Annotated in this window: 22 protein-coding genes and 2 pseudogenes; 21 read left to right on the top strand and 3 right to left on the bottom strand. The window is 69.3% G+C overall.

What is annotated here, in order from left to right:
• Genes AC07RM_RS12390 through AC07RM_RS12380 form a run of 3 tightly spaced genes read left to right on the top strand, consistent with a single transcriptional unit; the run spans position 1 to position 2673 of the window.
• Positions 1–1122, top strand: coding sequence for an amino acid ABC transporter permease (locus AC07RM_RS12390; protein WP_495334642.1), 1122 nt, complete (start codon positions 1–3; stop codon positions 1120–1122).
• 39 nt (positions 1123–1161) lie between these two features.
• Positions 1162–1905, top strand: coding sequence for an amino acid ABC transporter ATP-binding protein (locus tag AC07RM_RS12385; protein ID WP_495334641.1), 744 nt, complete (start codon positions 1162–1164; stop codon positions 1903–1905).
• Between the two features lie 60 nt (positions 1906–1965).
• Entirely contained in the window at positions 1966–2673 is a 708-nt protein-coding gene (locus AC07RM_RS12380; RefSeq protein ID WP_495334640.1) for an MIP/aquaporin family protein, read from the top strand.
• Between the two features lie 104 nt (positions 2674–2777).
• Here the strand turns inward: AC07RM_RS12380 and AC07RM_RS12375 are convergent, their stop codons facing one another.
• Entirely contained in the window at positions 2778–3125 is a 348-nt protein-coding gene (locus tag AC07RM_RS12375) for a VOC family protein (RefSeq protein ID WP_495334639.1), read from the bottom strand.
• A gap of 271 nt (positions 3126–3396) precedes the next feature.
• Here AC07RM_RS12375 and AC07RM_RS12370 point away from each other — a divergent pair, with 271 nt between their 5' ends.
• Entirely contained in the window at positions 3397–4356 is a 960-nt protein-coding gene (locus AC07RM_RS12370; RefSeq protein ID WP_495334638.1) for an IS5 family transposase, read from the top strand.
• A gap of 541 nt (positions 4357–4897) precedes the next feature.
• Positions 4898–5566, top strand: a pseudogene (locus tag AC07RM_RS12365) (gamma-glutamyltransferase); the annotation flags it as partial.
• Positions 5567–5608: 42 nt separating this feature from the next.
• Here the strand turns inward: AC07RM_RS12365 and AC07RM_RS12360 are convergent.
• Positions 5609–5935, bottom strand: a pseudogene (locus AC07RM_RS12360) (nuclear transport factor 2 family protein); the annotation flags it as partial.
• Positions 5936–6410: 475 nt separating this feature from the next.
• Here AC07RM_RS12360 and AC07RM_RS12355 point away from each other — a divergent pair.
• The 15 genes from AC07RM_RS12355 to AC07RM_RS12285 all read left to right on the top strand — a co-directional run bounded on the left by AC07RM_RS12355 (position 6411) and on the right by AC07RM_RS12285 (position 22809).
• Positions 6411–7157: an alpha/beta fold hydrolase gene (locus AC07RM_RS12355; protein WP_495334637.1), complete on the top strand. Its 747-nt coding sequence runs from the start codon at positions 6411–6413 to the stop codon at positions 7155–7157.
• A 111-nt stretch (positions 7158–7268) separates the two neighbouring features.
• Positions 7269–7745, top strand: a complete 477-nt coding sequence (locus AC07RM_RS12350; RefSeq protein ID WP_495334636.1) for a MaoC/PaaZ C-terminal domain-containing protein — start codon at positions 7269–7271, stop codon at positions 7743–7745.
• A complete protein-coding gene (locus AC07RM_RS12345) occupies positions 7742–8524 on the top strand; it encodes an enoyl-CoA hydratase/isomerase family protein (RefSeq protein WP_495334635.1) in 783 nt (260 codons plus the stop codon). The genes AC07RM_RS12350 and AC07RM_RS12345 overlap by 4 nt, the downstream gene beginning before the upstream one ends.
• Before the next feature lie 9 nt (positions 8525–8533).
• A complete protein-coding gene (locus tag AC07RM_RS12340) occupies positions 8534–8920 on the top strand; it encodes a Zn-ribbon domain-containing OB-fold protein (protein ID WP_495334634.1) in 387 nt (128 codons plus the stop codon).
• Positions 8917–10074, top strand: coding sequence for an acetyl-CoA acetyltransferase (locus tag AC07RM_RS12335; protein ID WP_479668948.1), 1158 nt, complete (start codon positions 8917–8919; stop codon positions 10072–10074). The genes AC07RM_RS12340 and AC07RM_RS12335 overlap by 4 nt, the downstream gene beginning before the upstream one ends.
• Positions 10075–10081: 7 nt before the next feature.
• The gene (paaN, locus tag AC07RM_RS12330) at positions 10082–11734 is read left to right on the top strand and encodes a phenylacetic acid degradation protein PaaN (protein WP_495334633.1); all 1653 of its coding nucleotides are present in this window, start codon (positions 10082–10084) and stop codon (positions 11732–11734) included.
• A gap of 34 nt (positions 11735–11768) precedes the next feature.
• Complete coding sequence (locus AC07RM_RS12325; RefSeq protein WP_495334632.1) at positions 11769–13130, top strand: phenylacetate--CoA ligase family protein; 1362 nt, start codon at positions 11769–11771, stop codon at positions 13128–13130.
• Entirely contained in the window at positions 13127–14347 is a 1221-nt protein-coding gene (locus AC07RM_RS12320; RefSeq protein WP_495334631.1) for a CaiB/BaiF CoA transferase family protein, read from the top strand. The genes AC07RM_RS12325 and AC07RM_RS12320 overlap by 4 nt, the downstream gene beginning before the upstream one ends.
• 72 nt (positions 14348–14419) lie before the next feature.
• Positions 14420–15529 (top strand): hypothetical protein, encoded by a 1110-nt coding sequence (locus tag AC07RM_RS12315; RefSeq protein WP_398491939.1) that lies wholly within the window; start codon positions 14420–14422, stop codon positions 15527–15529.
• 20 nt (positions 15530–15549) lie between these two features.
• A complete protein-coding gene (locus AC07RM_RS12310) occupies positions 15550–16563 on the top strand; it encodes a 2Fe-2S iron-sulfur cluster-binding protein (protein ID WP_398491940.1) in 1014 nt (337 codons plus the stop codon).
• Positions 16564–16615: 52 nt separating this feature from the next.
• Positions 16616–17782, top strand: a complete 1167-nt coding sequence (locus AC07RM_RS12305) for an ABC transporter substrate-binding protein (protein ID WP_057589766.1) — start codon at positions 16616–16618, stop codon at positions 17780–17782.
• A gap of 22 nt (positions 17783–17804) precedes the next feature.
• Complete coding sequence (locus tag AC07RM_RS12300; RefSeq protein WP_495334630.1) at positions 17805–18842, top strand: branched-chain amino acid ABC transporter permease; 1038 nt, start codon at positions 17805–17807, stop codon at positions 18840–18842.
• A complete protein-coding gene (locus tag AC07RM_RS12295; protein WP_495334629.1) occupies positions 18839–20626 on the top strand; it encodes a branched-chain amino acid ABC transporter ATP-binding protein/permease in 1788 nt (595 codons plus the stop codon). Before AC07RM_RS12300 ends, AC07RM_RS12295 begins: the two co-directional genes overlap by 4 nt.
• Entirely contained in the window at positions 20623–21387 is a 765-nt protein-coding gene (locus AC07RM_RS12290; protein WP_495334628.1) for an ABC transporter ATP-binding protein, read from the top strand. Before AC07RM_RS12295 ends, AC07RM_RS12290 begins: the two co-directional genes overlap by 4 nt.
• A gap of 15 nt (positions 21388–21402) precedes the next feature.
• Positions 21403–22809 (top strand): FAD-binding oxidoreductase, encoded by a 1407-nt coding sequence (locus AC07RM_RS12285; RefSeq protein WP_495334627.1) that lies wholly within the window; start codon positions 21403–21405, stop codon positions 22807–22809.
• Positions 22810–22817: 8 nt separating this feature from the next.
• On the opposite strand, the gene AC07RM_RS12280 is transcribed toward AC07RM_RS12285, so the two are convergent.
• Positions 22818–23312 (bottom strand): Lrp/AsnC family transcriptional regulator, encoded by a 495-nt coding sequence (locus tag AC07RM_RS12280; RefSeq protein WP_057589770.1) that lies wholly within the window; start codon positions 23310–23312, stop codon positions 22818–22820.
• A 119-nt stretch (positions 23313–23431) separates the two neighbouring features.
• On the opposite strand from AC07RM_RS12280, the gene AC07RM_RS12275 reads away from it, so the two are divergent.
• Positions 23432–26941 carry an indolepyruvate ferredoxin oxidoreductase family protein gene (locus AC07RM_RS12275; protein ID WP_495334626.1) on the top strand — a complete coding sequence of 1170 codons (3510 nt, stop codon included), beginning with the start codon at positions 23432–23434 and terminating at the stop codon, positions 26939–26941.
• Positions 26942–26954 lie beyond the last annotated feature (13 nt).

The raw sequence follows: 26954 nt of genomic DNA, 5'->3' as shown, positions 1-26954 counted from the left end.
ATGGCCGACTCCATGAGCCACCCGGCTCCCTTCGAGCCGATCGCCGCACGCCCGGCGCCTTCGTACGTCGACGGGCCGTGGGTCCGGTTGCACGCCAACCTGTTCGCCGACTGGCGCACCGCGGCCGCATCCATCGTGCTGGGTGCCGTGCTGGTCCTTGCCCTGGCGCGTGTCGTCGACTGGGCGCTCCTCGGCGCCGTGTGGGAACCCGATGTCGCCGCCTGCCGTGCCCACCAGGAAATGGGCGCGTGCTGGGGCGTCGTGGCCGAAAAGCACCGCTTCATCGTTTTCGGGCGTTATCCATTCGACGAGCAGTGGCGCCCGTTGGCGGCCACGCTGTGCTTGCTGCTTATGCTGGCCGCAAGTTGCGTCCGCGCGTTCTGGCGGCCCTGGCTCGGCGTGCTCTGGATGCTGTCGCTGGCGATCTTCTTCACGCTGATGCACGGCGGGCTGCCGGGGCTGGCGCGCGTCGAGACCGATCGCTGGGGTGGATTGCCGCTGACCGTCCTGTTGTCGACGCTGTCGGTCATGTTCGCGTTTCCGATCGCGCTGGCGGTCGCGCTGGGCCGGCGCTCCCAGCTGCCCGTGATCCGGAGCCTTTGCACCGTCTATGTCGAGTTGATCCGAGGCGTTCCGTTGATCTCGGTGCTGTTCATGGCCTCGTTCATGTTCCCGTTGTTCATGCCGCAGGGCATGACGATCGATGTGCTGGTACGGGTGGTGGCGGGCATGACGCTGTTTTCCGCCGCCTACCTTGCCGAGGTGGTGCGCGCCGGGCTGCAGTCGATCCCCAAGGGGCAGGCGGAAGCCGCGGCCACGCTCGGACTGTCCTACTGGCAGACCCAGCGCAAGGTCGTGCTGCCGCAGGCGCTGGCCACGGTGGTGCCCAGCATCATGAACACCTTCATTTCCATCTTCAAGGACACCTCGCTGGTGAGCATCGTCGGCCTGTACGACCTGACTGGTGCACTCGATCTCGCCATCAACGGCGATGCCGACTGGCACCCGTTCAAGCTGCAGGGCTATCTCTTCATTGCTCTGGTGTATTTCCTCTTCTGCTTCTCGATGTCGCGGTACAGCCGCTGGGTGGAGCGGCAGATCGGCAAGAGCAGGCGACGTTGAGCGAACCCGGAACGATCAGAGAACGAGCGAGCAAGAACAATGAACGACACCATCATCAGTTTCCAGAAAGTCAACAAGTGGTACGGCACCGACTACCACGTGCTGCGCGACATCGACCTGCAGGTGGACCGCGGCGAGCGCATCGTGCTGTGCGGGCCCTCCGGGTCGGGGAAATCCACCTTGATCCGTTGCATCAATCGGTTGGAGGAGCACCAGCAAGGCCGCCTCGTGGTGGACGACATGGAGTTGACCGACGACGTCAAGGCCATCGACGAGGTCCGCAGGAAGGTCGGCATGGTGTTCCAGCAGTTCAACCTGTTTCCCCACCTCACGGTGCTGGAAAACCTGACGCTCTCGCCGATCTGGGTCGGCAGGCTGCCCCGGAAAGAGGCCGAGGAAAGAGCGATGCAGCAACTCGAGCGCGTGCGCATTGCCGAGCAGGCCCGCAAGTACCCGCTGCAGCTGTCCGGCGGACAGCAGCAGCGCGTCGCCATCGCCCGCGCGCTTTGCCTGACGCCCAAGATCATGCTCTTCGACGAGCCGACCTCTGCGCTCGATCCCGAGATGATCAAGGAGGTGCTGGACGTCATGATCGAACTCGCCGGACAGGGCATCACCATGGTTTGCGTGACGCACGAGATGGCATTCGCCAAGGCGGTGGCTGATCGCGTGATCTTCATGGACCAGGGACAGATCGTCGAGCAGAACAGTCCGCACGAATTCTTCAATCGCCCGCAGAGCGAGCGAAGCCGAAACTTCCTTGAGAAGATCCTTGGACATTGAAGGATCTACCTCGAGAAGATTTGAATCCTCATTGCAAAAATGAAATAAGAAACAACTTGTATGGCTGCGACGCACGCGGAATTCGTGGGAACCTTGATCTTTGTTCTGCTTGGAAACGGGGTTTCCGCGAACGCGGTGCTACGAAAAACCAAAGGAGTGGGAACAAGCTTTGGGTTTGTTGCCCTCGGATGGGCGATGGCGATGTTTGTCGCAGTACTTGTTGCTGCGCCTGCTAGCGGTGCGCACCTAAATCCAGCAGTGACTCTCGCACTGGCATCAGCCGGAAAGTTTCCTTGGGCCGACGTAGGTGGCTATGTGAGGGCGCAGATGTTGGGCGGAGCAGTTGGAGGAGCCCTCGTCTGGGCCTTCTATCGTGACCATTTGACACTGACTAGTGCGAAGGAGGAAAAGCTCTCTGCGTTCTGCACTGCCCCCGCCATCCGTTCTCTTTCGAAGAATCTCTCATCCGAGTTGCTCAGCTCCTTCGTCCTCGTCTACGCCATACTAAATATGGCTGCTGGAGATGTGGGTCTAGGCTCAATCAATGCCTTGCCAGCTGCGCTTTTGGTGCTTTCAATTGTTATTTCCCTGGGCGGGACGACGGGCGCTGCGCTTAGCCCGGCGAGAGACTTTGGACCACGCGTGATGCATGCGTTGCTGCCAATGGGTCCGAAAAGAGACTCAGATTGGACCTATGCATGGATTCCGATTTTGGGGCCCCTTATGGGCGGGCAGGTGGCAGCACTTGCTTTTTCTCTTGGATGGTGAGAGCGGACGCCGCGTCATTTTCGGATGGGACGCCGCAGATCAGCCAAAAAATCTCGTACACCGGGAGCTGCGTGTTGCTTCTGACTGCCATCGCTCAGAGGCAGTCATTTCTGGATTACGCAAAACTTGTTGCCGTCCGGATCTGCTAAGACCAGGTAATCCGCATTGTCTGGATAGCGCCATTGTACCGGGCTGGCGCCGAGGGCGAGCAAACGTTCTGATTCCGCATGTTGATCATCTGCGTACAGATCGAGATGGTGGCGTTGATGCGTCCGCGGGTCCGACGTCACTTTAGTGATTGCGAGCTGTTGTCCTTCTCCAGATCGAGAAACAAGAATAGCCCAGTCCGGGGATGGCTCACGCAGAGGCACGTAATCGAGCGCTGCGCACCAAAATTTGATAGATCGGGCGACGTCTCGTGTACCCCACACAATAGATCCAATTTTCAACATAATTTCCTTTCAACTGCCTAGAGCGAGTTAGAGCATGCGTCCACGCACAAGTATGGCTTGTGTCGAGACTGACGGCGTCGCGGAAATCGGTGTTTAACGCAGGCCAACAACGTCAACGCCTACTCGCCACCTTGGCTCCCTTTCGGTCGGTGATTGAGCAGTGACGGTTGGCGATAGGGCTTCCGTCGCTGTGGTATCGCTAGGGATGGTCTGCAAAAATCCGTGCCGATCCGCGTAGCTTGATCGAACGATGCCCGCGAGGACCGCAAGCATGAAACAGCTTGAATTGGGCCTGAACCTGTCGACCAAGAGGACGCGCAAGTGCGAATTCCTGGAAGAGATGAAGCGCGTGGTGCCGTGGAAGGTGCTGGTGGAGATCAGCGAGCCGCACGGGCCCAAGAGCAAGACGGGCCGGCCGCCGTTTGGCATCGAGACGATGCTGCGCATCCATTACATGCAGCGGTGGTTCGAATTGAGCGACCCGGCGATGGTAGGGGTGCTTCACGACCTGCCGCTGTACCTGGCGTTCGCGGGCCTGAGCAGCGGCACGAGCCGCATCCCCGATGAGGCGACGATCCTGAGGTTTCGCCATCTGCTGGAGAAACACGACCTGACGGTGGACATGCTGCCCGTAGTCAACGACCTGCTGCAGCACCGATGCCTCATGCTGAGATCGGGCGCGGCGGTGGACGCCACGTTGATCTCCGCGCCGAGTTCGACCAAGAACGCTGGCGGCAACCGCGATCCCGAGATGAGGCAGGCCAAGAAAGGCGACAACTGGTACTTCGGGATGAAGGCCCACATTGGCGTGGACATCGCCTCAGGGCTGGTGCAGACGGTGGCCACGACGCCGGCCAGCGTCAACGACCTGAACATGGCTGGTACGCTGCTGCACGGACAGGAGCATGCCGCCTTCGGTGACGCCGGCTACCAGGGCGTGCACAAGCGGCCCGAGGCGGCCGGGACCACGTGGCACGTGGCGATGCGCCCGGGGCTGCGCAGGAAGCTCAACACGTTCATCGAGGCGGACTCCGTGGCCGAGCGGGTGGAGAAGATGAAGGCCAGCATCCGGGCCCAGGTCGAACACCCGTTCCGTGTGCTCAAGCGCCAGTTCGGGTTCACCAAGGTGCGCTATCGGGGACTGCGCAAGAACACGGGGCAGATCATCACGCTGTTCGCGCTGGGCAATCTGTGGATGGCGCGGCGACGACTGCTGGCGGTGGAGGGGTGAGTGCGTCTGGATGGCGTGCCGAGCGGATCGCAAGCCGCCGCGCGAGGCCGCCGATGCGATCGGCTTGGCTGCTTCACGCCCGCGTTGAGGTCGCATTGCGCATTGATCCGATCAATCCCTCTACAACTCACGTTGTGAAGACGTTCCCTGGCGTTGCGGCACGGTGATCGATCGAAGGTTGATGGTTTTGCGTGTCCGGTCCTGCGCGACCCTTACCTATGCAGCATCCCAAGAAAACGCAAGGGCCTCTGCAACCGGCGATGCGATACGAGGCCCCGGCATCGACATGGTGTCTCTGGCGACTGAGGTCGACTGGTTCGGTTGAAAGTCTGACGCCTAACCCGTCGACCACTTGCAGTGGTTGCTTCATCGCAGTGTGGAGTTGATCGGCTTGGTCCGGACATGCGTCGTTGAGGTCAGCTGCACTTTGCGAAGATCCGACACTTCGATCACGTCGGATGGGTCCCAGGCAGGCTACAGGAACGGGTCTCCGTCCGGCATCGACTGCTGCATCGCCGCATAGAACCATTGCACCGTCGCCCTCGGCAGCGTGCCGCTGGGCATTGACAAGACCGAGGAGCACGGTACCACCCATTTCACCGTGGTCGACACAGAGGGCAACGTCGTAGCGATGACGACCACGGTGGAAGGCTCGATAAGCTCGTTCCACATGACCCAGGGCTTTCTGCTGAACAACGAGCTGACCGACTTCGCGGCCAACCCGAACGACGCCGTGGATCCGACCATCAAGGTCGCCAACCGCGTCACGCCCGGCAAGCGTCCGCGCAGCTCGATGGCGCCGACCCTGGTGTTCAAGAAGAACGCCGACGGCAGCATGGGCGAGTTCGTGATGGGCGCCGGCTCGCCGGGCGGCGGCACGATCATCCAGTACGTGGTGAAGACGCTGGTCGGCGCGCTCGACCGGGGCCTCGATGCGCAGCAGGCGACCTCGCTGGTCGACTTCGGCGCCACCAATAGCGTGACCACCAACGTGGGCGGCGAACACCCCGCCATCGACACCTCGAACTCGGGCAACAACGATCCGCTGATCGCCGGCCTGCGCGCGCTGGGCCACACGGTGAACTTCGGCGCCCAGTCCAGCGGCATCAGCACCATCATCCGCACCAACGTCGGTGGCCAGCCGGTGCTCACGGGCGGCGCCGATCTGCGGCGCGAAGGCATCGTGCTCGGCGATAGCTTCCCGCCCTGATCGGGGCCTGAACCGGTGCCATTCGCAGGAATGGCTTGGCTACAGGCGAGCGTAGTCGCCCTCGGCGAAGCTGCGCTTGATCTCGCTTTTCGAGTTCGGGAATTTCTCGCGCAGGAAGGCGATGAACTTGCGGAAGCCCTCGGGCCCGTCGGCCGCGGTCGGGTTGTGCTGCACGTAGCGGTTGCCCACGTACTGGAGCGCGGCCTCGACGTCCTTCTGGTTCAGGCCCTTCTCGTAGAAGGCCAGTACGGCCTGGCGGTTGGCTTCCTGCTGGGCGCCGAGGCCGGGCTTGCCATCGCCCATGGGCGCGCAGGCGGCGAGAAGGAAAGTAGCTGCCGCGGCGAGCGCGGCGAGAGTCATTCGTTGCATGGCTTGGTCCTGATGTGCAAGGAAAAGATCTGGCATCACTGCGGGTGTCGACACGTCAGTCCGACGATCGAATTGGGGATGCATCCATCCGACCCGCGGAACCTGGTAAGAGCTCGCGCTCTTCCATCTCAAAGGGCAACGCCAGCAGCGAGGCCTCGGGCCTGTGGCGATTCATCCGGTCTCGCCGCCACTCAAGGACGGGCTCAACTCGCGGTGTACTTTGTGCAACACAAACGTCAACTTACGCGAAGCCTGAGCTGCAGCCCAGAACGTGTCCACCGTGCCATTGCGCACACGTCCGCAGTAGTTCTGGCCAACAGAGCGAGCAAGAGGAAAGCGGGGGTACAAACGGGGGGTAAAAAAATCGGTTATTCGCCTATGAGTTCTTAAATTTCCCAATGAGCGCCACCATTCTAGGAACTTGACTTCATAGTTATAACAAGCCCATCGACACGCCACCAACCGAGGACTCGCCATGATGAACACCGTACCGCTGCTGCTGCTTCCCGGCCTCATGAACGACGCGCGCGTCTGGGATCCCGTGCGGCGGGCGCTGCCCGTCGGGCGCGATGTCGTCGTGTCGCCGACCGACGGGGCCGACACCGTCGAGGCCCTGGCCGCCACGGCGTTGGCCGCGATGCCCGACGGAAGCTTCGCGCTGGCGGGTTTCTCGCTGGGCGGCTACGTCGCGCTCGAGGTGTGCCGGCAGGCCGGCGCCAGGATCGCGGGCCTCGCCTTGCTCGACACCGGTGCGCGCGCCGATTCCGAGGAGGCCACGCAGAACCGGCAGCGGATGGTGGCGGCGCTGAGCTCGGGCGGCGCGAGCTTCGCCCAGGTGGTCGAGAGCTTCACGCCCCGCGTGATCCATCCGTCGCATGCGCAGGACCGCACGCTGCTCGAGCTGCTCGCCGACATGGCGAGGCAGGTCGGCGGCGAGGGTTTCACGCGGCAGCAGAAGGCCGCGATGCAGCGCCGCGATGCGCGCGAGCTGCTGCCTGCGTTGACGGCGCCGGCCCTGGTCCTGTGCGGCCGCGAGGACCAGATCACGCCGCCGGCACTGAGCGAGGAGATGGCGGGCCTGCTGCCCGGCGATGTCGAGCTCGTCGTGGTGCCGCAGTGCGGCCACATGTCAACGCTGGAACAGCCCGCGGCCGTCGCCGAGGCCTTCCTGCGATGGCTCGCACGCGTCGACGCCGCCGCCTCGCTGGCGCGCGGCGGCTGACGACCACACCCCTTTCGATCGCGCCTTTTCCCGCAGCTTCGGGTAAGCCCTAGCTGCCGCTAGGTCTTCGTCTTCATTTATATTCCGTCTGGAAGGTTAAATAAAGACGCGATGACCGACATCACCAGCACCTGCGGATTCCTAGAGCAGCACTTCGACCGGATCGAGGAGGGCGCGCGCTTCCGCTCGCGCGGCCGCACCCTCACGGAAGCCGACATCCTCCAGTGGTGCGCGCTGACCGGCGACTGGTACGTGCTGCACACAGACGCGCACCATGCCGCGCGCACGCGCTTCGGCCAGCGCATCGCACCCGGCCTGATGCTGCTGGCCTATGCGGCCGGGCTCGGCATCCCGCCCGCGGCGCCGGCGATCGTGGCGAACTACGGCAGCGACGCGCTGCGTTTCACCGCGCCGGCCTTCATCGGCGACACCATCCATCTGGAGGCCGCCGTGCTCGAGAAGACCGTGAAGCGCCCCGGCACCGACGGCGTGCTGCGGCTGCAGTGGAACGTCCACAACCAGAACGGGCTGCTGCTGATGGCCAGCGAGCTGCGCATCCTGATGGCCTTCGAGGGAGCCGCGCGATGAACGGCGCCACCTCCACCGAAGCGGTGCGCCTGACGCTGGAGTCGTCGCTCGCGGTCATCGCGATCGACCGGCCCGCCGCGAAGAACAGCCTGCGCCTCGACGAGATGACGGCGATCGCCGATGCACTCGGCGAGGCCGTGTCGGCCGGTGCGCGCGCGGTGCTGGTGCGCGGCACGCGCCACGCCTTCTGCGCCGGCCGCGACCTCAAGGACACGCACCCGGGCACCGACGACACGCTCGCGATCCTGCGCGAGCGGATCAACCCGGTGCTGGCCGCCATGCGCGACTGTCCGGTGCCGACGATCGCCGCGGTGCAGGGCCCCGCGCTGGGCTTCGGCTTCGGGCTGGCGCTGGCCTGCGACATCGCGCTCGTTGCCGACGATGCGCTGCTCGGCAGCCCGTTCCGCAACATCGGCGCGGTGCTCGACTCGGGCGGCCACCATCACCTGCGCGAACGCGTCGGGCCGCACCGCGCGGCCGAGCTGATCTTCCTGGGTCGCCTGTTCTCGGGGCGCGAAGCCGCGGCCATGGGGCTCGTCAACCGCAGCGTGGCGGCCGAGGCGCTCGACGAGATCGCGCTGCAGATGGGGCGCGAGATCGCGAGCGGCCCGACCGCCGCCTTCGCCGCATCGAAGCGCATCCTGTCGCGCGCGCGGTCCTTCGAGGAGACGCTCGAGCTCGAGGCGATCGCGCAGGCCGAGGCGCTGGCCGGGCCCGATGGCATCGAGGGCATCGGCGCCTTCCAGCAGAAGCGCAAGCCGCGCTTCATCGGACGCTAGGCGATGGACATGACCCAAGCTCCCCACGCTCCCGACACCGCGCGTTCGCCGCGCGCCCGGTTCCTCGCCGCGCTCGCCGAAGGCCGGCTGGCCTACCAGTTCGACCATGGCGCGGGCCGCGCGGTCTTTCCGCCGCAGGCCGTGGGTCCAGGCGGTCGGCCCAGTGAACTCGAATGGCGCACCAGCCGCGGCGAGGGCACGGTCCATGCCTGCACCGAAGTGCAGCGGCGCGACGGTGCCTTCAACATCGCGCTGGTCGATCTCGACGAAGGCTTTCGCATGATGGCCACCGTGGTCGATGCGGCGCCCGGCGCGCTGCGCATCGGCCTGCGCGTGGCCGCGCGCATCGAGCCCTGGAACGACGCGCACCGCGTGGTGTTCGGAGCGCTCGCATGACCGCAACCAATCTGCGCGGCGCGGCCGCGATCGCCGGCATCGGCAGCACCGGCTTCGCGACGATGCCGGCCCTGTCTTCGCCGCTCGACGCGATGGCACTGGCCTCGGTGCGCGCGCTCGACGACGCGGGCCTCTCGCTGGCCGATGTCGACGGCGTGTTCGCGGCCGGCCTGCAGCTGTTCATGCCGACGCTGAGCCTGTGCGAATACCTGGGCCTGCGCCCGCGCTATACCGATTCGACCCAGGTCGGCGGCGGCGCCTTCCTCGCGCACCTCAACCATGCGCGCGCCGCGATCGCGGCCGGCCTGTGCTCGGTAGCGTTGATCGCTTACGGCAGCACGCAGAAATCGGCGGGCGGGCAGTTCGCGACGCACTCCGAACCCAACCCCTACGAAGTGCCCTACGGCTACCCGGGCCCGCTCGCGGCCTATGCGATGGTCGCGCAGCGCCACATGCACGAGTTCGGCACCACGCGCGAACAGCTCGCGCAGGTGGCGGTCAGCGCGCGCGACTGGGCGCGGCTCGACACCGAGGCACCCGATCCCGGGCCGCTGAGCATCGAGGACGTGATCGCGGCGCGGCCGGTGGCGCATCCCTTCACCGTGCGCGACTGCTGCCTCGTGACCGATGGCGGCGGCGCGCTGGTCGTGGTCTCGGCCGAGCGCGCCGCGCAACTGCGGCGCAAGCCGGTCTACCTGCTCGGTGTGGGCGAGGCCGCCACGCACCGCAGCATCGCGCAGATGCCGGACCTGGTGCGCACCGCGGCCAGCGTGTCGTCGGCCACCGCCTATGCGCAGGCCGGCGTGGGCCCGAAGGACATCGACGTGGTGCAGTTCTACGACGCCTTCACGATCATGCCGATCGTCTTCGCCGAGGACACGGGCTTCTGCGCCAAGGGCGAGGGCGGCGCCTTCCTCGATGGCGGCCGCGCCTCGCCGGGCGGCGATTTCCCGATGAACACCAGCGGCGGCGGGCTCTCGCTCGGCCACCCCGGCATGTTCGGCATCTACACCGCGATCGAGTCGGTGGTGCAGCTGCGCGGCGACGCCGGCGCGCGCCAGGTGGCCGGCGCCGAGCTCGCGCTGGCTCATGCGCCGGGCGGCTACATGTCGAGCCAATGCACCGCGATCTTCGGCACCGCCGCCACGCTCTGAACCCACCATGACCCTCCAAGACCTGCAACTGAAACACGCCGGCCGCCTGGCCGATGCGATCGCCGCCGTGGCCCGCCGCGGCTATCACAGCGCCTATCCCGAGGACCCGACGCATCCCGTCTACGCCGACGGTTCGCGCGCAGCCGGCGAGGCTGCCGTGCGCGCGGCCTGGACGCAGCGCGACGGCGCGATCCGAGGCGAGGAGCGCAGCGCCTTCGGCGTGCCCTTCGACACCGCCTATGCCGACGAGCCGGTCGATGCCGTGCTCGCGCGCGCCGAGGCCGCCGCACCGGCCTGGGCCGCGCTCGACCCGGCCGAGCGCGCCGCGGTGGCGCTCGAGATCCTCGAGGCGCTGCAGCAGCGCGCCTTCGAGATGGCCTTCGCCTGCATGCATGCCTGCGGCCAGCCGTTCGCGATGGCCTTCCAGGCCGGCACCGCGCATGCGCTGGACCGCGCGCTCGAGGCCGTGGCCATCGCCGTGCGCGAGATGGGCGCCTATCCGGCGCGCGTGCTCTGGGAGAAGCCCGATGCGCGCCGGCCGCTGCGCGTGGAGAAGACTTTCGAGATCCTGCCGCGCGGCATCGCGGCCGTGATCGGCTGCGCCACCTTCCCGACCTGGAACTCCTACCCCGGCCTGTTCGCGAGCCTGGTCACGGGCAACCCCGTGGTCGTGAAGCCGCATCCCACGGCCGTGCTGCCGCTCGCGCTGTGCGTCGACACGGCGCGCACGGTGCTCGCGGGCCTGGGGCTCGACGCCGACGTGGTGCAGCTGCTGGTCGACACGCGCGCCGCGCCCAAGACCAAGGCACTCGCGCTCGATGCGCGCGTGAAGCTGATCGACTTCACGGGCGGCCCCGAGTTCGGCGACTGGCTCGAAAGCCACGCGCGCCAGGCCCATGTCTTCACCGAGAAGGCGGGCGTCAACGCGGTGCTGATCGAGAGCACCTGCGACTACCCCGGCCTGGTGCGCAACCTCGCGCTCACGCTGAGCCTCTACAGCGCCCAGATGTGCACCACGCCGCAGAGCATCTACCTGCCGCGCGCCGGCATCCGGCTGCAGGACGGCACGGCGAAGACGGTCGAGGATTTCAAGGCCGACCTCGCCGCGGCGGTGGCGAAGCTGGTCGCCGATCCGGTGCGGGCCATCGAACTGCTGGGCGCGATCCAGAGCGATGCCACCGAGGCACGCGCCGTCGAGGCGGCATCGCTCGGCGAGCCGGTGTTCGCCTCGCGCCGGCTCGCGCATCCCGAGCTGCCCGATGCGGTGCTGCGCACGCCGGCCCTGTATGCCGTGCCGCCCAAAGCCCTGGACACCATCGCGCGCGAGCACTTCGGTCCGATCAGCCTGCTGATCGTGACCGAGGACGCCGACGCGGCGCTGCGGCATGCCCACGAGGTCACGCGCTCGCGCGGCGCGATCACCTGGTCGGTGTACTCGTGCGACGAGGCCTTCGTGCGCCGCGCGAAGAACGCGGCCGCCGATGCCGGCGTGCACCTCACGCTCGACATGACCGGCCCGGTGCTGGTGAACCAGTCCGCCGCCTTCAGCGACCTGCATGTGAGCGGCCACAACGCCGCCGGCAACGCCGCGCTGTGCGACACCGCCTTCGTGCTGCCGCGCTTTCGCGTGCTGCAGACGCGCCGCTACCTCGCCGCCTGAAGCGCGACCGCCCCGAGAACAAAGGAGACGCCCCATGACCGAATCCCGCAATGCGCAGGCCGCAGCCGATGCCGCCGACGATTTCCTGTCGCTCGACGAACTGCAGGCGCGCCAGGACGCCAAGCTCGCCGCGCTCGGCCGCCGGCTCGCGGAGTCGCCGCAGTGGCGGGCGCATTTCGCGGCGGCCGGCGCCTCGCCGCTCGACCTGAAGGACCGCGCCGCGCTGCAGGCGCTGCCGCTGCTCGAGAAGAGCCACCTGCGCGCGCTCTATCCGTACCCGCTGCTCACGGTGCCGCTCGAGCAGGTGGTGCGCTTCTGCGCGACCTCGGGCACCACGGGCCTGCCGGTGCTGTTCGGTTTCACGCAAAAGGACTGGGAAGACACGCTGGTGCGCCAGCTCGCGCGCATCTACCGCACGGTGGGCGTGCGCGCGGGCGATCGCGTCTACCAGGGCTACGGCTATGGCCTGTGGATCGGCGGCAGCTCGATGGACGAGGCGCTCAAGGCTTATGGCGCGGTCAACTTCCCCGTCGGCCCGGGCCGCGGCGAGCTGATGGTGCAATGGCTGCGCGACCACCGCCACACGGTCACGACCATGTCGCCGCTGTGGCTGATGACGCTGATCCAGCAGGCGCGCAAGGCCGGCATCGATCCGCGCCGCGACTGGGCGCTGCGCGTGGGGCTGTTCGGCGGCCAGTCGGTGTCGGCCACCTTCCGCAGCGAGATGGAGGCGCTGATGCCCGAGGGCTTCCTGGCGCACAACATCTACGGCACCACCGAGGCCGGCGGTCCGGTGCTCGGCGTTTCCTGCCCGCATTCGCACGGCGACGACGAGATGCACCTGGTCAACGACGACAGCGTGCTCAGCGAGATCCTCGACCCGCAGACCCTGCGCCCGGTGGCGCCGGGCGAGGTCGGCGAGATCGTCTTCACCACGCTCGACAAGGAGGCCTCGCCCGTGCTGCGCTGGCGCACCCGCGACCTGGTGCGCCGCTCGGCCCAGCCCTACCGCTGCGCCTGCGGCCGCCATGCCTATGCGCGCATCGGCCGCATCATCGGCCGCTCGGACGACATGCTCAAGGTGCGCGGCGTGCTGGTCTATCCCTCGCAGATCGAGGACGTGATCGCCGGCGTCGAGGGCCTGGCCAAGGATGCCTGGCAGATCTACATCGACAGCGAGCGCAGCGTGCTCGATCACATGGAAGTAGCCGTGGAGCGCGTGCCCGGCACGGCCTGCACGGGAGACGACCTGGCGCGCGAGGTGCGCGCGCGGCTCAAGGCCCGGCTGGGCCTCACGTGCGAAGTGCGCTGCCACGACGAGGGCGCGCTGCCGCGCTACGAGGCCAAGGCCACGCGCGTGCTGCGGCGCAGCGCCACGGAGGCCAGCCCGGCATGACGCACGCCACGCAAACCACGCCAGGCGCGCTGGCCGGCCTGCGCGTGATCGACCTCTCGCGCGTGCTCGGCGGTCCCTTCTGCACCCAGATGCTGGCCGACCATGGCGCGCAGGTGATCAAGGTCGAGCCGCCGCAGGGCGACGAGACGCGCGACTGGGGCCCGCCCTTCCTCGACGGTGCGGCGTCGTACTTCCTCGGCGTCAACCGCAACAAGCAGGGCGTCGCGCTCGACCTCTCGCTGCCCGAGGGCCGCGCGCTGCTGCTGCGCCTGCTGGCGGACGCCGACGTGCTGGTCGAGAACTTCAAGCCCGGCACGCTCGAGCGCTGGGGCATCGGCTACGAGGACTTCCTGCGCGAACGCTTCCCGCGCCTGGTGCACTGCCGCGTCAGCGGCTTCGGTGCCGACGGCCCGCTGGGCGGCCTGCCGGGCTACGACGCGGTCGCGCAGGCGATGACCGGGCTGATGTCGGTCAACGGCGAACGCGGCGGCGCGCCGCTGCGCATGGGCATCCCGGTGATCGACATCGCGACCGGGCTGCACGCGGTCATCGGCATCCTGATGGCGCTGCGCGAGCGCGAGCTGTCGGGCCGGGGCCAGTCGGTCGAGGCCACGCTGTTCGACACCGGCGTCTCGCTGATGCATCCGCACCTGCCCAACCACTTCCTGTCGGGCCGCGTCGCGGGGCGCAGCGGCAACGCGCATCCCAACATCTGTCCCTACGACGCCTTCGCCACGCGCAGCGTCGGCGTATTCATCGCCGTGGGCAACGACGGCCAGTTCCGCCGCCTGGTCGCGCTGCTGGGCCGCGCCGAGCTGGCCGACGATCCGCGCTTCGCGCACAACAGCGAGCGGCTCGCGAACGCGGCGGCGCTCAAGGCCGAGCTCGAAGCGCTGCTGGCCACGCGCGACGGCGAGGCCATCGCGCAAGAGCTGATGCGCGCGGGCGTGCCCTGCGGCCCGGTGCTCGACGTCGGCGGGGTGCGCGCGCATCCGCATGCGCTGCACCGCGAGCGCTTCGTCGAGGCCGGCGGCCAGATGGGCGTGGCCTCGGCCGTGTCGCTGTCGCGCACGCCGGCCAGCTACCGCACCGCGGCGCCGGCCTTCGGCGCGCACAGCCTCGAGGTGCTGCGCGCCGCCGGACTCGACGAAGACGAGCTCGCCGAAGCCACCCGCGCGGGCGCGATTCCGCACGCGCGTTTTTCCTTTGCCAATTGATATGCCGTCTGGAAGGCGAATCAATGGTCCACCACCCCTCCCATCCGAACACATGACAAGGAGAGATTCCCGATGAACCCGTCCCCCACCCACCAGGACAACGCCCAGGACACCGCCGCGCTCGCGCGCGCGCTGACCTCGCCGCCCGAGCAGGTGCTCGCCATGCCCGATCCACAGACCCTGCTCGCCGAGATCGAGGCCGCGCCCGGCATCGACGGGCCCAACATCTTTCCGCTCGAGTGGCACGTGGAGACGCCCAAGCTCTACGACATCTACGACGCCGCGCGCGATCCGGGCTGGTCGCCGCACACGCTGGCCTGGGACACCTTGCGCGTGGAGGACTACAGCCTCGACCAGCGCTACGCCATGGCCTACTGGTTCTCGCTGCTCGCGGTGTTCGACGGCTCGGGGCCGTCGGTGTTCGCGCGCGCCATGATCCACACCTACGAGAGCAAGGAAGAGGACCCGGTGCGCAAGTGCTTCTTCTCGGTCGTGCGCGACGAGATGAACCACGAGGAAGTCTGTGGCCGCGCCATCAAGCGCCTCACGCCCGGCGGCCCGCTCGGCTACGTGCCCGAGACGCCGCTCGGGCATCTCGCGCGCAACAACATCGAGTGGCTCTACTACAACGGCTCGCGCTACTGGACCGGCTTCAAGAACGGCGTCGACAAGTACCCGCTCGCGATCCTGTTCACCTCCTTCCTGTTCGGCGAGGTGGCCTCGAGCACGCTGTTCCACGGCATGTACCAGCGCACCACCATCCCGGTGTTCAAGGAAGCCTTCAAGCGCATCGGCCAGGACGAGGGCCGCCACCTGGGCATCTGCCTGGCGGTGCTGCAGAAGCTGCTGCCCGTGCTCACCGAGGACGACAAGCAGATGATCAGCATCCAGCTGCGCGCGGGCTTCGTGTTCCTCTCGGGCATCCTGCACGAGCCGCCCGAGCAGTTCTGGAAGCTGCCGCCCACCTTCATCCCCGCGCAGCGCCAGATCGACGAGGTCGCGCGCAGCGCCGGCCTGGGCATCCTCACGCTCGACGAGCGCAAGGCCAACTGGAAGACGGCCGTGCTGCGCATGAAGGCCAACCTCGATCCCTACGGCATCGAATTCCCCGCGCTGCCCGAAGTCGGCATCGAGGGCAAGGAGGTGGTGTTCGATCCCGAGAAGGTGATCCCGATCTTCTAGGCCGCATGACATCGATGAACATGAGCCGAACGATCCTCGTCAACGAGGCCCTGCGCTTCGGCGTGCCCGAGGGAGAGATCATCCTGGACGCCGCGCTGTCGCAGGGCGTGGTGCTGCCGCACCAGTGCCGCGGTGCCTCCTGCGGCATGTGCAAGGCGCGCGTCACGCAGGGCACGGTCGACAACGGCTGGTCGCTGGGCCTCGCGATCTCCGACCAGGAGGTCGCCGAGGGCTTCTGCCTGATGTGCCAGGCGCGGCCGCTCAGTGCCGAGGTGCACCTGCGCACCGTGCAGCCGATTCCGGGCGGCGAGGGCTCGGCCGTGCAGAGCTTCGAGGCGCGCGTGCTGTGCAACACCCCGCTGACGCCGCGCGTGCGGCGGCTGGTGCTGCAGGCGAGCGAACCGGCGCGCTTCGAGGCGCAGGCCGGTGCCTACGTCGAGCTCGCGCTGCCGGGCCTGTCTCCGCACCGGCGCTACAGCCTCGCGACCGTGCCCTCGAGCGCGGGCCTGATCGAGCTGCTGGTGGCGCGCCATCCGGGCGGCGCCGCCAGCGGCCACATCCACGACCTGCTGCAGCCCGGCGACACCGTCGGCGTGACCGGTCCCTACGGCACCTGCCGGCTGCCCGAGGGCGAGGGCCCCGTGCTCGGTCTCGCGGGCGGCACCGGCCTGGCGCCCGTGCTCTCGATCATGGAGGACGCGCTCGCGCATGGCGACACCAGCCCGATGACGCTGCTGTTCTCGGTGCGCGACGACGCCGAGCTGATGCTGATGGACCGCCTCGCGGGGCTGGCCCGCGCGCATCCGAACTTCCGCTATGCGCTGCTGGTGACCGAGGCGCGCAGCCGCTTCTGCACGAAGCAGCAGTACGCGCCCTCGTGGCTGCGCGAGAACCACGACTCGCTGGCCGGCGCCCGCGCGGTGATCGGCGGTTCGCCGGGCTTCGTCGCGGCCTGTTCCGACACCTGCATCGCGCTGGGCATGGAGAGCACGGCGATCTCCGCCGACAGCTTCACGCCGGTGGCGCAGACCTAGCGGGCTTTTCGATTTTTTTCCCGGTACGACAGACACATAAAAGGAGACAACGATGATCGAGATTGCAAAGGCCCGCTTCCGGGCCGCCGCCTTCGGCGCGGCACTGTGCTTCGCGGCGCTCTCGGGCGCGCGGGCCGACATCAACGTGGGCGTGGTGGTCTCGGCCACCGGGCCCGCGGCCTCGGTGGGCGTGACCCAGCAGCGCACGGTGTCGGTGCTGCCCGCCACCGCGGGCGGCGAGAAGGTCAACTACATCCTGCTCGACGACGCGTCCGACACCTCGACCACGGTCAAGAACGTGCGCAAGCTGATCTCCGAATCGGCGATCGACCTGCTGATCGGGCCGAGCCTCACGCCCAACTCGCTGGCCGTGCTCGACATCCTGGTGGAGAGCGGCACGCCGATGATCAGCCTCGCGGGCTCGGGCGCCATCGTCGAGCCGGTGGACGACCGCAAGCGCTGGGCCTTCAAGACGCCGCAGAGCGACACCCACATGGCGACCGCGATCATCAAGCACATGGCCGACAACGGCGTGAAGCGCGTGGCCTTCATCGGCTTCAACGACGCCTACGGCGAAGGCTGGTGGCGCGAGTTCGGCAAGCTCGCCGAGCTGCGCAAGATCGAGGTGGTGGCCAACGAGCGCTACACGCGCACCGACGCCTCGGTCACCGGGCAGGTGCTCAAGCTGCTGGCCTCGCAGCCCGACGCGGTGTTCATCGCGGCCTCGGGCACGCCCGCGGTGCTGCCGCAGGCCACGCTGTTCGACCGCGGCTACCGCGGCAAGGTCTACCAGACCCATGGCGTGGCGAACAACGACTTCCTGCGCGTGGGCGGCGCCAAGCTCGAAGGCACCTTCGTGCCGGCCGGCCCGGTGCTGGTGGCCGAGCAACTGCCCGACAGCCATCCGGCCAAGAAGCCCTCGCTCGAATTCATCCGCAAGTATGAGGCGCTGCCCAACGCGGGCCAGCGCTCCACCTTCGCCGCCTACCTCTGGGATGCGGCGCTGATCCTGCAGGACGCCGCGCCGCGCGCGCTCAAGGGCGCCAAGCCCGGCACGCCCGAATTCCGCAAGGCGCTGCGCGACGCGATCGAGTCCACGCAGGACCTGCATGCCACCAACGGCGTCTACAGCCTCGGGCCCAAGGACCACATCGGCCTGGACCAGCGCAGCCGGGTGATGGTGCGCATCGAGAAGGGCAGCTGGAAGTACATCCCCTGACGCGCGGCGGACACCACTGATCATGGACATGCAGATCTTCGGCCTGCTGGTGCAGGACGGCCTCGCGAGCGGCGCGGTCTACGTGCTGCTGGCGCTGGCGCTCGTGATGGTCTTCACCGTCACGCGCATCGTGTTCGTCCCGCAGGGCGAATTCGTCAGCGCCAGCGTGCTGACCATCGCGGCCTTCCAGCAGGGCCACGCGCCCGGGCTGGCGGTGCCGGTGGCGGCGGTGGCCCTGCTGGCCTGCGGCATGGAAACGGCAGAGCGCCTGCGGCAGCGCAACCTCGCGGGGCTCGGCGGCCGGCTCGCGCTGCTCGGCGCGCTGCCGCTGGCGGCCTGCGCCTTCGCCTGGTTCGGCGTCGATGCGCGCTCGCCGGCCTGGATGCAGACGGCCGCGGCGGTGGCGCTGGTCACGGCGATGGGGCCGCTGATCTACCGCACCGTGTTCCGGCCGATGGGCAATGCCTCGCCGCTGGTGCTGCTGGTGGCGGCGATCGCGCTGCACTTCGTGCTGGTGGCGCTGGGCCTGTACGTGTTCGGACCCGAGGGCTCGCGGCTGCCGGGCTTCGAACTGCCGGCCGGCCTGCTCGCGGGACTGCCGGTGGCGCCGCAGACGCTGGCAGTGGTGGCGGCGAGCGCCGTGCTCGTGGCCGTGTTCTTCGCCTTCTTCGGCCACACGCTGAGCGGCAAGGCGCTGCGCGCCACCGCCGTGTGCCGCGACGGCGCGCGGCTGGTCGGCATCTCGCCCGACCATTCGGGCGAACTGGCGCTGACCATCGCCGCCTTCATCGGCGCGGTCTCGGGCGTGCTGATCGGGCCCTTCACCACCATCTACTACGACTCGGGCTTCCTGCTCGCGCTCAAGGGCTTCGTCGGCGCGATCGTCGGCGGGCTCTCGGGCTACGTCCTCGCCGCCGCGGGCTCGCTCGTGGTGGGCCTGCTCGAGGCCTTCTCGTCCTACGGCGCGAGCGCCGCCAAGGAGATCATCGTGTTCGCATTGATCGTGCCGCTGCTGCTGTGGCGTTCGCTGGCCGACCCGCATTCGCAGGAGGCTTCATGACGCCTCGTTCCTGGGTGCTCGCGGCCGTTGCCGTGGCGGCCGCGGCCGGCGTGGCGCTGTTCGCCTCGAGCTACTACGTCACGCTCGCGAGCTTCGTGCTGCTCTACGCCACGGTGGCGCTCGGGCTCACGCTGATGACCGGCTTCGCGGGCCTGATCTCCTTCGGGCAGGCGGCCTTCGTCGGCATCGGCGCCTACGCGGCCGGCTACCTCGCGGTGGCGCACGGCGTGCCGGGCTGGGCCACGCTGCTGGCCGGCGTCGCGCTCGCCACGCTGTCGGCCGCGGGCATCGGCGCGCTCACGCTCTCGATGGGCGGCCACTACCTGTCGCTGGCCACGCTGGCCTGGGGCGTGGTCGTCTACTACGGGCTGGGCATCATCGAGCCGCTGGGCGGCTTCAACGGCCTCGCGGGCATTCCCGCGCTGAACCTGTTCGGCTTCGACTTCGCGTCCGAGCGCTCGATGTTCTGCCTGATCGCGCTGGGCTTCGCGCTGGCCTTCTGGCTGGTGCGCAACCTGCTCGATTCGCGGCTCGGCCGCGCGGTGCGCGCGCTGCGCGCCGGCGCCGACCTGCCCGAGGCCTTCGGCGCGCATGCGTTCCGGCTCAAGGTCGCCGTGTTCTGCACCGCCGCGGGCCTGGCCGGCATGGCGGGCTGGCTCTACGTCTACATGCAGCGCTTCCTCAATCCCACGCCCTTCGGGCTGCAGATGAGCATCGAGTACCTGTTCATGGCGGTGATGGGCGGCGTGGGCGCGCTGTGGGGCGCGCTCGCGGGCGCCGGCGTGGTGGTGGTGCTCAAGCAGGTGCTGCAGGACGTGCTGCCGGCACTGCTCGGCCGCTCGGGCAACTTCGAGATGGCGGTGTTCGGCGTGCTGATGCTGCTGATCCTCGCGCGCGCCAACGCGGGGCTGTGGCCGCTGCTCGCGCGCTGGACGCGCTTCACGGCCGCCGTGCCACGGCAGCCCGTGCCGCGCGGCGCTCCGGTCGAGCTGCGCGCGCCCGCGCAGCACGCAGCCGCCGCGCCGGGCGAGGTGCTGCTGCGCGTCGACGGGGCCGAGAAGCGCTTCGGCGGGCTGGTCGCGGTCAATCGCGTCTCCTTCGAGGTGCGCGGCGGCGAGATCGTCGCGCTGCTCGGGCCCAACGGCGCCGGCAAGAGCACGCTGTTCAACCTGATCACCGGCCTGCTGCCCGCCAGCGCCGGCGCGATCCTGCTGCGCGGCCAGCGCATCGACGCGCTCGGCGCGCGCCACGTGGCCGCGCGCGGCGTGGCGCGCACCTTCCAGCACGTGAAGCTGGTGGCCGACATGAGCGTGCGCGACAACGCGGCGCTCGGCTGCCACCTGCTCGGGCGCGACGGCTGGCTGCGCGCCATGCTGCGGCTCGATCGCCGCGAGGAGGCCGCGATCGAGGCCATGGCGCTGGCGCAGCTGCGGCGCTGCGGCCTCGAGGATCTGGCGGACGCGCCCGCGGCCAGCCTGCCGCTGGGCAAGCAGCGCATCCTGGAGATCGCGCGCGCCCTGTGCGCCCGCCCGCAGCTGCTGCTGCTCGACGAGCCCGCGGCGGGCCTGCGGCACCAGGAGAAGAAGACCCTGGCCGCGCTGCTCAAGCAGCTGCGCGGCGAGGGCGTGACCGTGCTCATCGTGGACCACGACATGGAATTCATCATGGACATCGCCGACCGCCTGGTCGTGATGCAGTTCGGCCAGAAGATCGCCGAGGGCGAGGCGCAGGCGGTGCGCGACGACCCGCGCGTGCAGCAGGCCTACCTGGGGAGCGCGGCATGACGCTGGAAGCCCGCGCCCTGTGCGCGTTCCATGGCCGCATTCCGGCGCTGCACGAGGTCGACGTGTCGGTGCCGCCCTCGGGCATCGTCACCGTGGTCGGCCCCAACGGCGCCGGCAAGTCCACGCTGCTGGCCGCGCTCATGGGTCGGCTGCCGATGAGCGGCGAGGTGCGGCTCGACGGCACCGACCTGCGCTTCGTCTCGCCCGAGCGCCGCGTGGCCATGGGCCTTTCGCTGGTGCCCGAGCAGCGCGACCTGTTCGGCACCATGAGCGTGGCCGACAACCTCGAGCTCGGCGCCTTCTGCTGGCGCCGCGCGGGCCGGCGCGCGATCGCCGCCGAGATGGAGCGCGTGTATGCGCTGTTCCCGCGCCTGGGCGAGCGGCATGCGCAGCTCGCGCACACGCTCTCGGGCGGCGAGCGGCAGATGCTCGCGCTGGGCCGCGCGCTGATGTCGCGTCCGCGCATCCTGCTGCTCGACGAGCCGAGCCTGGGACTCGCGCCGCTGGTGGTGCGCGACATCTTCGCCACCGTGCGGCGGCTGCAGGCGCAGGGCGTGGCGATCCTGCTGGTCGAGCAGAACGCGCGTGCCGCCTTCGAGGTGGCCGACCATGCCTACGTGCTCGAGATGGGCCGCGTGAGCCTGCAGGGGCCGGCCGCCGAGGTCGCGCGCGACGCGCGGGTCGCCGACAGCTACCTGGGGCGGGCCGCGGCGCCCCCGGCCGCTATCGAATCGATGCCGCCCGAGAAGCTGGCGGCCTGAAGAAGGAGACCCCCGATGAACGAAGATTCCCTCGCGTCGCGCGAGCGCCCCGTCGCCGCCGTGATCCACCAGCTGCGCGAACGCTTCGGCGAGCGCTGCGCGACCGGCCAGGCGGTGCGCGACCAGCACGGCAAGGACGTGTCCTTCCATCCGCTGCATGCGCCCGATGCGGTGGTGTTCGCGGAGTCGACAGAGGAGGTGGCCGCGGTCGCGCGGCTGTGCCACGCGGCCTCGGTGCCGATGATCCCGTTCGGCACCGGCACCTCGTGCGAAGGCGGCGTCGCGGCGCTGCATGGCGGCATCTGCATCGACCTCTCGCGCATGAATGCCGTGCTCGAGATCCACGAGGCCGACTTCGACTGCCGCGTGCAGGCCGGCGTGACGCGCAAGCAGCTCAACGCGGCGCTGCACGGCAGCGGCCTGCATTTCCCGATCGACCCCGGCGCCGATGCATCCATCGGCGGCATGGTGTCGACGCGCGCCTCGGGCACCAACGCCGTGCGCTACGGCACCATGAGCGAGAGCGTGATGTCGCTCGAGGTGGTGCTGCCCGACGGCGAGGTGGTGCGCACCGGCGGGCGCGCGCGCAAGTCGGCCGCGGGCTACGACCTCACGCACCTGTTCACCGGCGCCGAGGGCACGCTGGGCATCGTCACCGAGGTGGGCCTCAGGCTGCATCCGCTGCCCGAACGGATCGCGGCCGCGCGCTGCGGCTTCCCCGACCTGCGCGCGGCCATCGACGCGGTCACCGCGATCATGCAGACCGGCGTGCCGGTGGGCCGCATCGAGTTCCTCGACGCGCAGCAGGTCGAGGCCTGCAACCGCTATGCGAAGCTCGGGCTGCCGGTCATGCCCACCTTGTTCCTCGAGTTCCACGGCGCGCCCGAGAGCGTGGCGCAGCAGGTGCGCGTGGCCGAGGAGCTCGCGGCCGAGCACGGCGGCGTGGGCTTCGCCTGGGCCGACACGCCCGAGGAGCGCAGCCGGCTCTGGCAGGCGCGCCACGACGTGTGGTGGGCCGCGCTCGCGCTGCGCCCCGGCTGCCAGGGCATGCCCACCGATGCCTGCGTGCCGATCTCGCGCCTGAGCGAAGCGGTGCTGGCGGCCCGCGCCGACGTCGAGGAGCTCGGGCTCACCGCGCCCATGTGCGGCCACGTGGGCGACGGCAACTTCCACCTGTGCGTGGTGGTCGATTCCGCCGATGCCGACGAGATGGCGCGCGCCGAGACGCTCAACGCGCGGCTGATGCGCCGCGCCATCGCGATGGGCGGCACCTGCACCGGCGAGCACGGCATCGGCTACGGCAAGCTCGACTTCCTCGAGCTCGAGCGCGGCGCCTCGATGCGCGTGATGGCGGCGATCAAGCAGGCGCTCGATCCGCGCGGGGTCATGAATCCGGGGAAGGTGCTGCGGCGCAGCGCCTGAACCGTTCCCTAGAGCGGCACCCGCGTCAGGTCGAGCCGGGTGTCGTTCTTCACCTCGCGCAGCGCCACCGAGGTCTTGATCTGCCGGATGCCCTCGAGCTTCAGCATGAAGCGGTGCAGGAAGCGGTCGAAGGCCAGCGCGTCGGGCACCACGATCTTGAGGATGTAGTCGCCGTCGCCGGTGGTGACCCAGCATTCGAGGATCTCGGGCGTGGCCTGCACCGCGCGCTCGAAGGCCGCCACCACCGTTTCCGAATGCCGCTCGAGGCTGATCTGCGTGAACATGCAGCCGTGCAGCCCGACCTTGTTGCGGTCGACCAGCGCGACGAAGCGGCGGATGATGCCGCTGTCCTCGAGTTCGCGCAGCCGGCGCCAGCAGGGCGCCGAGGACAGGCCCACCTCGTCGGCCAGTGCCTGCACCGTCATGCGGCCGTCGGCCTGGAGCAGGTCGAGGATGCGGCGCGTGGGTGCATCGGACAGCGGCGTCGAATCGGTCTTTCCCATGGCGGCGTTCTCCGGAATGAAACATGCCGGGTTGTCACCAACGCCGCATGGATCGCAATTATATATGCTGTCCAGACGGATTAATATTTGATCTTCCCCCCGATGGACGGATCCACACCATGCAGACAGAAGAAGCAGCGCCCGCGCTGGAGACAGGCTACCGGCTCGAAGACAACCGCACCGCGCGCGCAGGCCGCGTGTTCCTCACCGGCACGCAGGCGCTGGTGCGCCTGCTGTTCCGCCAGCAGCAGGAGGACAAGGCCCGCGGCTGGAACACCGCCGGCTATGTGAGCGGCTACCGCGGCTCGCCGCTCGCGGGCGTCGATACCGAGCTGTGGCGCGCCAAGGCGGACCTGGCCGAGCACGGCATCCGCTTCCTGCCGGCCATCAACGAGGACCTGGCTGCCACCACGGTGATGGGCACGCAGCAGGTCGGCCTGGACCCCGAGCGCGAGGTCGATGGCGTGTTCGCCATGTGGTACGGCAAGGGGCCGGGCGTGGACCGCGCGGGCGATGCGATCCGCCACGGCAATGCGGCCGGCACCTCGCGCCGCGGCGGCGTGCTGATGGTGGTGGGCGACGACCATGCGGCCACGTCCTCGTCGATTCCCAATGCCAGCGACCTGTCGCTGATGGGCTGGGGCATCCCGATCGTGCATCCGGCCTCGGTCGACGAGTACGAGGCCTTCGGCCTCTGGGGCTGGGCCGCCTCGCGCCATGCCAGCACCTGGGTCGCGTTCAAGGCGATCTCGGAGACGGTCGAGAGCGCGCGCTCGGTCGAGGCCTCCTCGGGCGCGGCGCTCGCATTGCCCGACGCGTCCGAGTTGCCGGACACCTCCGCGCTCGAATACCGCACCAGCGATTTCCTCACGCCGGCCGTCGAGCTGCGGCTGGCTGCCAAGCTCGAGGCCTTCAGTGCCTTCGCGCGCGGCAACCCACTCGATCGCCTGGTGGTGCCGGCGCCCGGCGCCACGGCCGGCATCGTGGCGGTGGGCAAGTCCTTCCACGACCTGATGGAGGTGCTGCAGCGCTGCGGCCTCGGCGTCGACGACCTGCCGGCGCTCGGCCTGCGGCTCTACAAGCCGGGCCTGGTGTTCCCGCTCGATGCCGAGGGCGCCGACCGTTTCTGCGAAGGGCTGTCGCATGTTCTGGTGATCGAGGAGAAGGCCTCGGTGGTCGAGCAGCAGCTCAAGGACCGGGTGTTCAACCGCGCGCGCCGGCCCACGGTCTGCGGCAAGCAGGACCTCGAGGGCCATCCGCTGCTGGCCTGGACCGGCCAGCTCTCGCCCGCGAGCATCGCCGCCGCGCTGCTGAGCTGGCTGCGCGCCGTCGACCATCCATTGGCCGCGCGCATCGACAGCGCGCGCTTCGCCGCGCGCGCGGCGCTGTCGAACGAGGCCGACGGCATGCGGCGGCTGCCGTACTTCTGCTCGGGCTGTCCGCACAACAGCTCGACCAAGGTGCCCGAGGGCAGCCAGGCGCAGGCCGGCGTGGGCTGCCACTACATGGCGAGCTGGATGGACCGCGGCACGGGCGGCCTCACGCAGATGGGCGGCGAGGGCACCGACTGGCTCGGGCGCGGCGCCTTCACGCGCGTGCCGCACGTGTTCCAGAACATGGGCGAGGGCACCTACTTCCATTCAGGCTACCTCGCGATCCGGCAGGCGGTGGCGGGCGGCGCCAACATCACCTACAAGATCCTGTTCAACGACGCGGTGGCGATGACCGGCGGCCAGCCCGTCGACGGCCAGACCAGCGTGCCGCAGATCTGCACCCAGGTCGCGAGCGAAGGTGCCCGCAAGGTGGTGGTGGTGACCGACGAACCGCAGCGCTACCACGGCGTGACACTGGCCGCGGGCGTGCAGGTGCGGCACCGGCGCGAGCTCGACATGGTGCAGCGCGAGCTGCGCGAGATCGCGGGCGTCACGGTGCTGGTCTACGACCAGACCTGCGCGGCCGAGAAGCGCCGCCGTCGCAAGCGCAAGAGCTATCCCGATCCGGCGCGGCGCGTGCTCATCAACCCCGAGGTCTGCGAAGGCTGCGGCGACTGCGGCACGCAGTCGAACTGCCTGTCGGTCGCGCCGCTCGAGACCTCGTTCGGCCGCAAGCGCCAGATCGACCAGTCGAGCTGCAACAAGGACTTCTCGTGCGCCGAGGGCTTCTGCCCCAGCTTCGTGAGCGTGCTCGGCGGCAGCCTGCGCAAGGGCACGGCGGCCGCGCCCGCGCAGGACCCCGAGGCGCTCGCGGCCGCGCTGCCGCTGCCCGCGCTGCCTTCGCTCGCGCAGCCCTTCGACCTGATGATCGCGGGCGTCGGCGGCACCGGCGTCATCACGCTCGGCGCGCTGATCGCGATGGCCGCGCACCTCGAGGGCAAGGGCATCTCGGTGCTCGACTTCACCGCGCTCGCGCAGAAGGGCGGCTCGGTCGTGAGCCACGTGCGCCTGGCCGACACGCCCGATACGCTGCATGCGGTGCGCCTGCTGCCGGGCACCGCGCGCACCCTGATCGCCGCCGACCTGGTGGTGGGCGTGCTGCCCGACGTGCTGGGCGTGATCGGCGAGGGCCGCACGCGCGTGGTGGTCAACACCCACCTGCAGACCCTGGCCGAGTTCACGCGCCAGCCCGACCTGCCGTACCGCGAGGACGCGCTGCTCGCCAAGATCGAGGCCGCCGCGGGTGCCGCGCAAGTCGAGCGCATCGATGCGCACGCCACCGCCAAGGCGCTGCTGGGCGACGCCATCGGCGCCAACATGCTGATGCTCGGCCATGCCTGGCAGCAGGGCGGCGTGCCGGTGAGCCTGGCGGCGCTGATGCGCGCGATCGAGCTCAACGGCGTGGCCGTGGCCGCCAACAAGCGCGCCTTCGCGGCCGGCCGGCTCACGGCCGCCGATCCGCAATGGCGCCAGACGCTGATGGGCGACCGTGGCAGCGTCGTCACGCTGAACCTGCCGCAGACCTTCGAGAAGCTGCTCGACGAGCGCGTGCGCTTCCTCACCGACTACCAGGACGCGCGCTATGCGCGCCGCTACCTCGACACCGTGCGCCGCGTGGAGGCCGCCGAGCGCGCCGTCGCGCCCGGCGCGCGGCGGCCGCGGCTGGCGGAGGCGGTGGCGCGTTCGCTGTTCAAGCTGATGGCCTACAAGGACGAGTACGAGGTCGCGCGGCTGCATGCGCGGCCCGAGTTCCTGCAGAACCTGCGCAGCCAGTTCGAGGGCGACTTCAAGCTGCAATTCCACCTGGCGCCGCCGATCTTCGAGAAGCGCGGTGCCGATGGGAAGGTGCAGAAGCGCAGCTTCGGCGCCTGGATGCTGCCGGTGTTCCGCACGCTCGCGGCGCTGCGCGGCCTGCGCGGCACGCCGCTCGATCCCTTCGGCTGGCTGGCCGAGCGGCGCGAGGAGCGCGCGCTGGTGGTGGAGTACGAAGGGCTCGTCGGGCGCCTGCTCGACGGGCTGACGAACGAGCGCATCGGCAGCGCGGTGGCGGTCGCGGCACTGCCCGAGAAGATCCGCGGCTACGGGCACGTGAAGGCGCGCGGCATCGCCGAGTACCGACGCAACCTGCCCGTGCTGCTGGCGGCGCACGATGCACCGCCGCCCGCGATGCAGCCGCCCGCGCTGAAGACCGCCTGAGCCAGGAGCGCCC

Source organism: Variovorax sp. GW821-FHT09B05 (assembly GCF_059418265.1).
The sequence above is the reverse complement of the archived record's forward strand: the minus strand, read 5'-3'. Positions and strand labels throughout refer to the sequence as shown.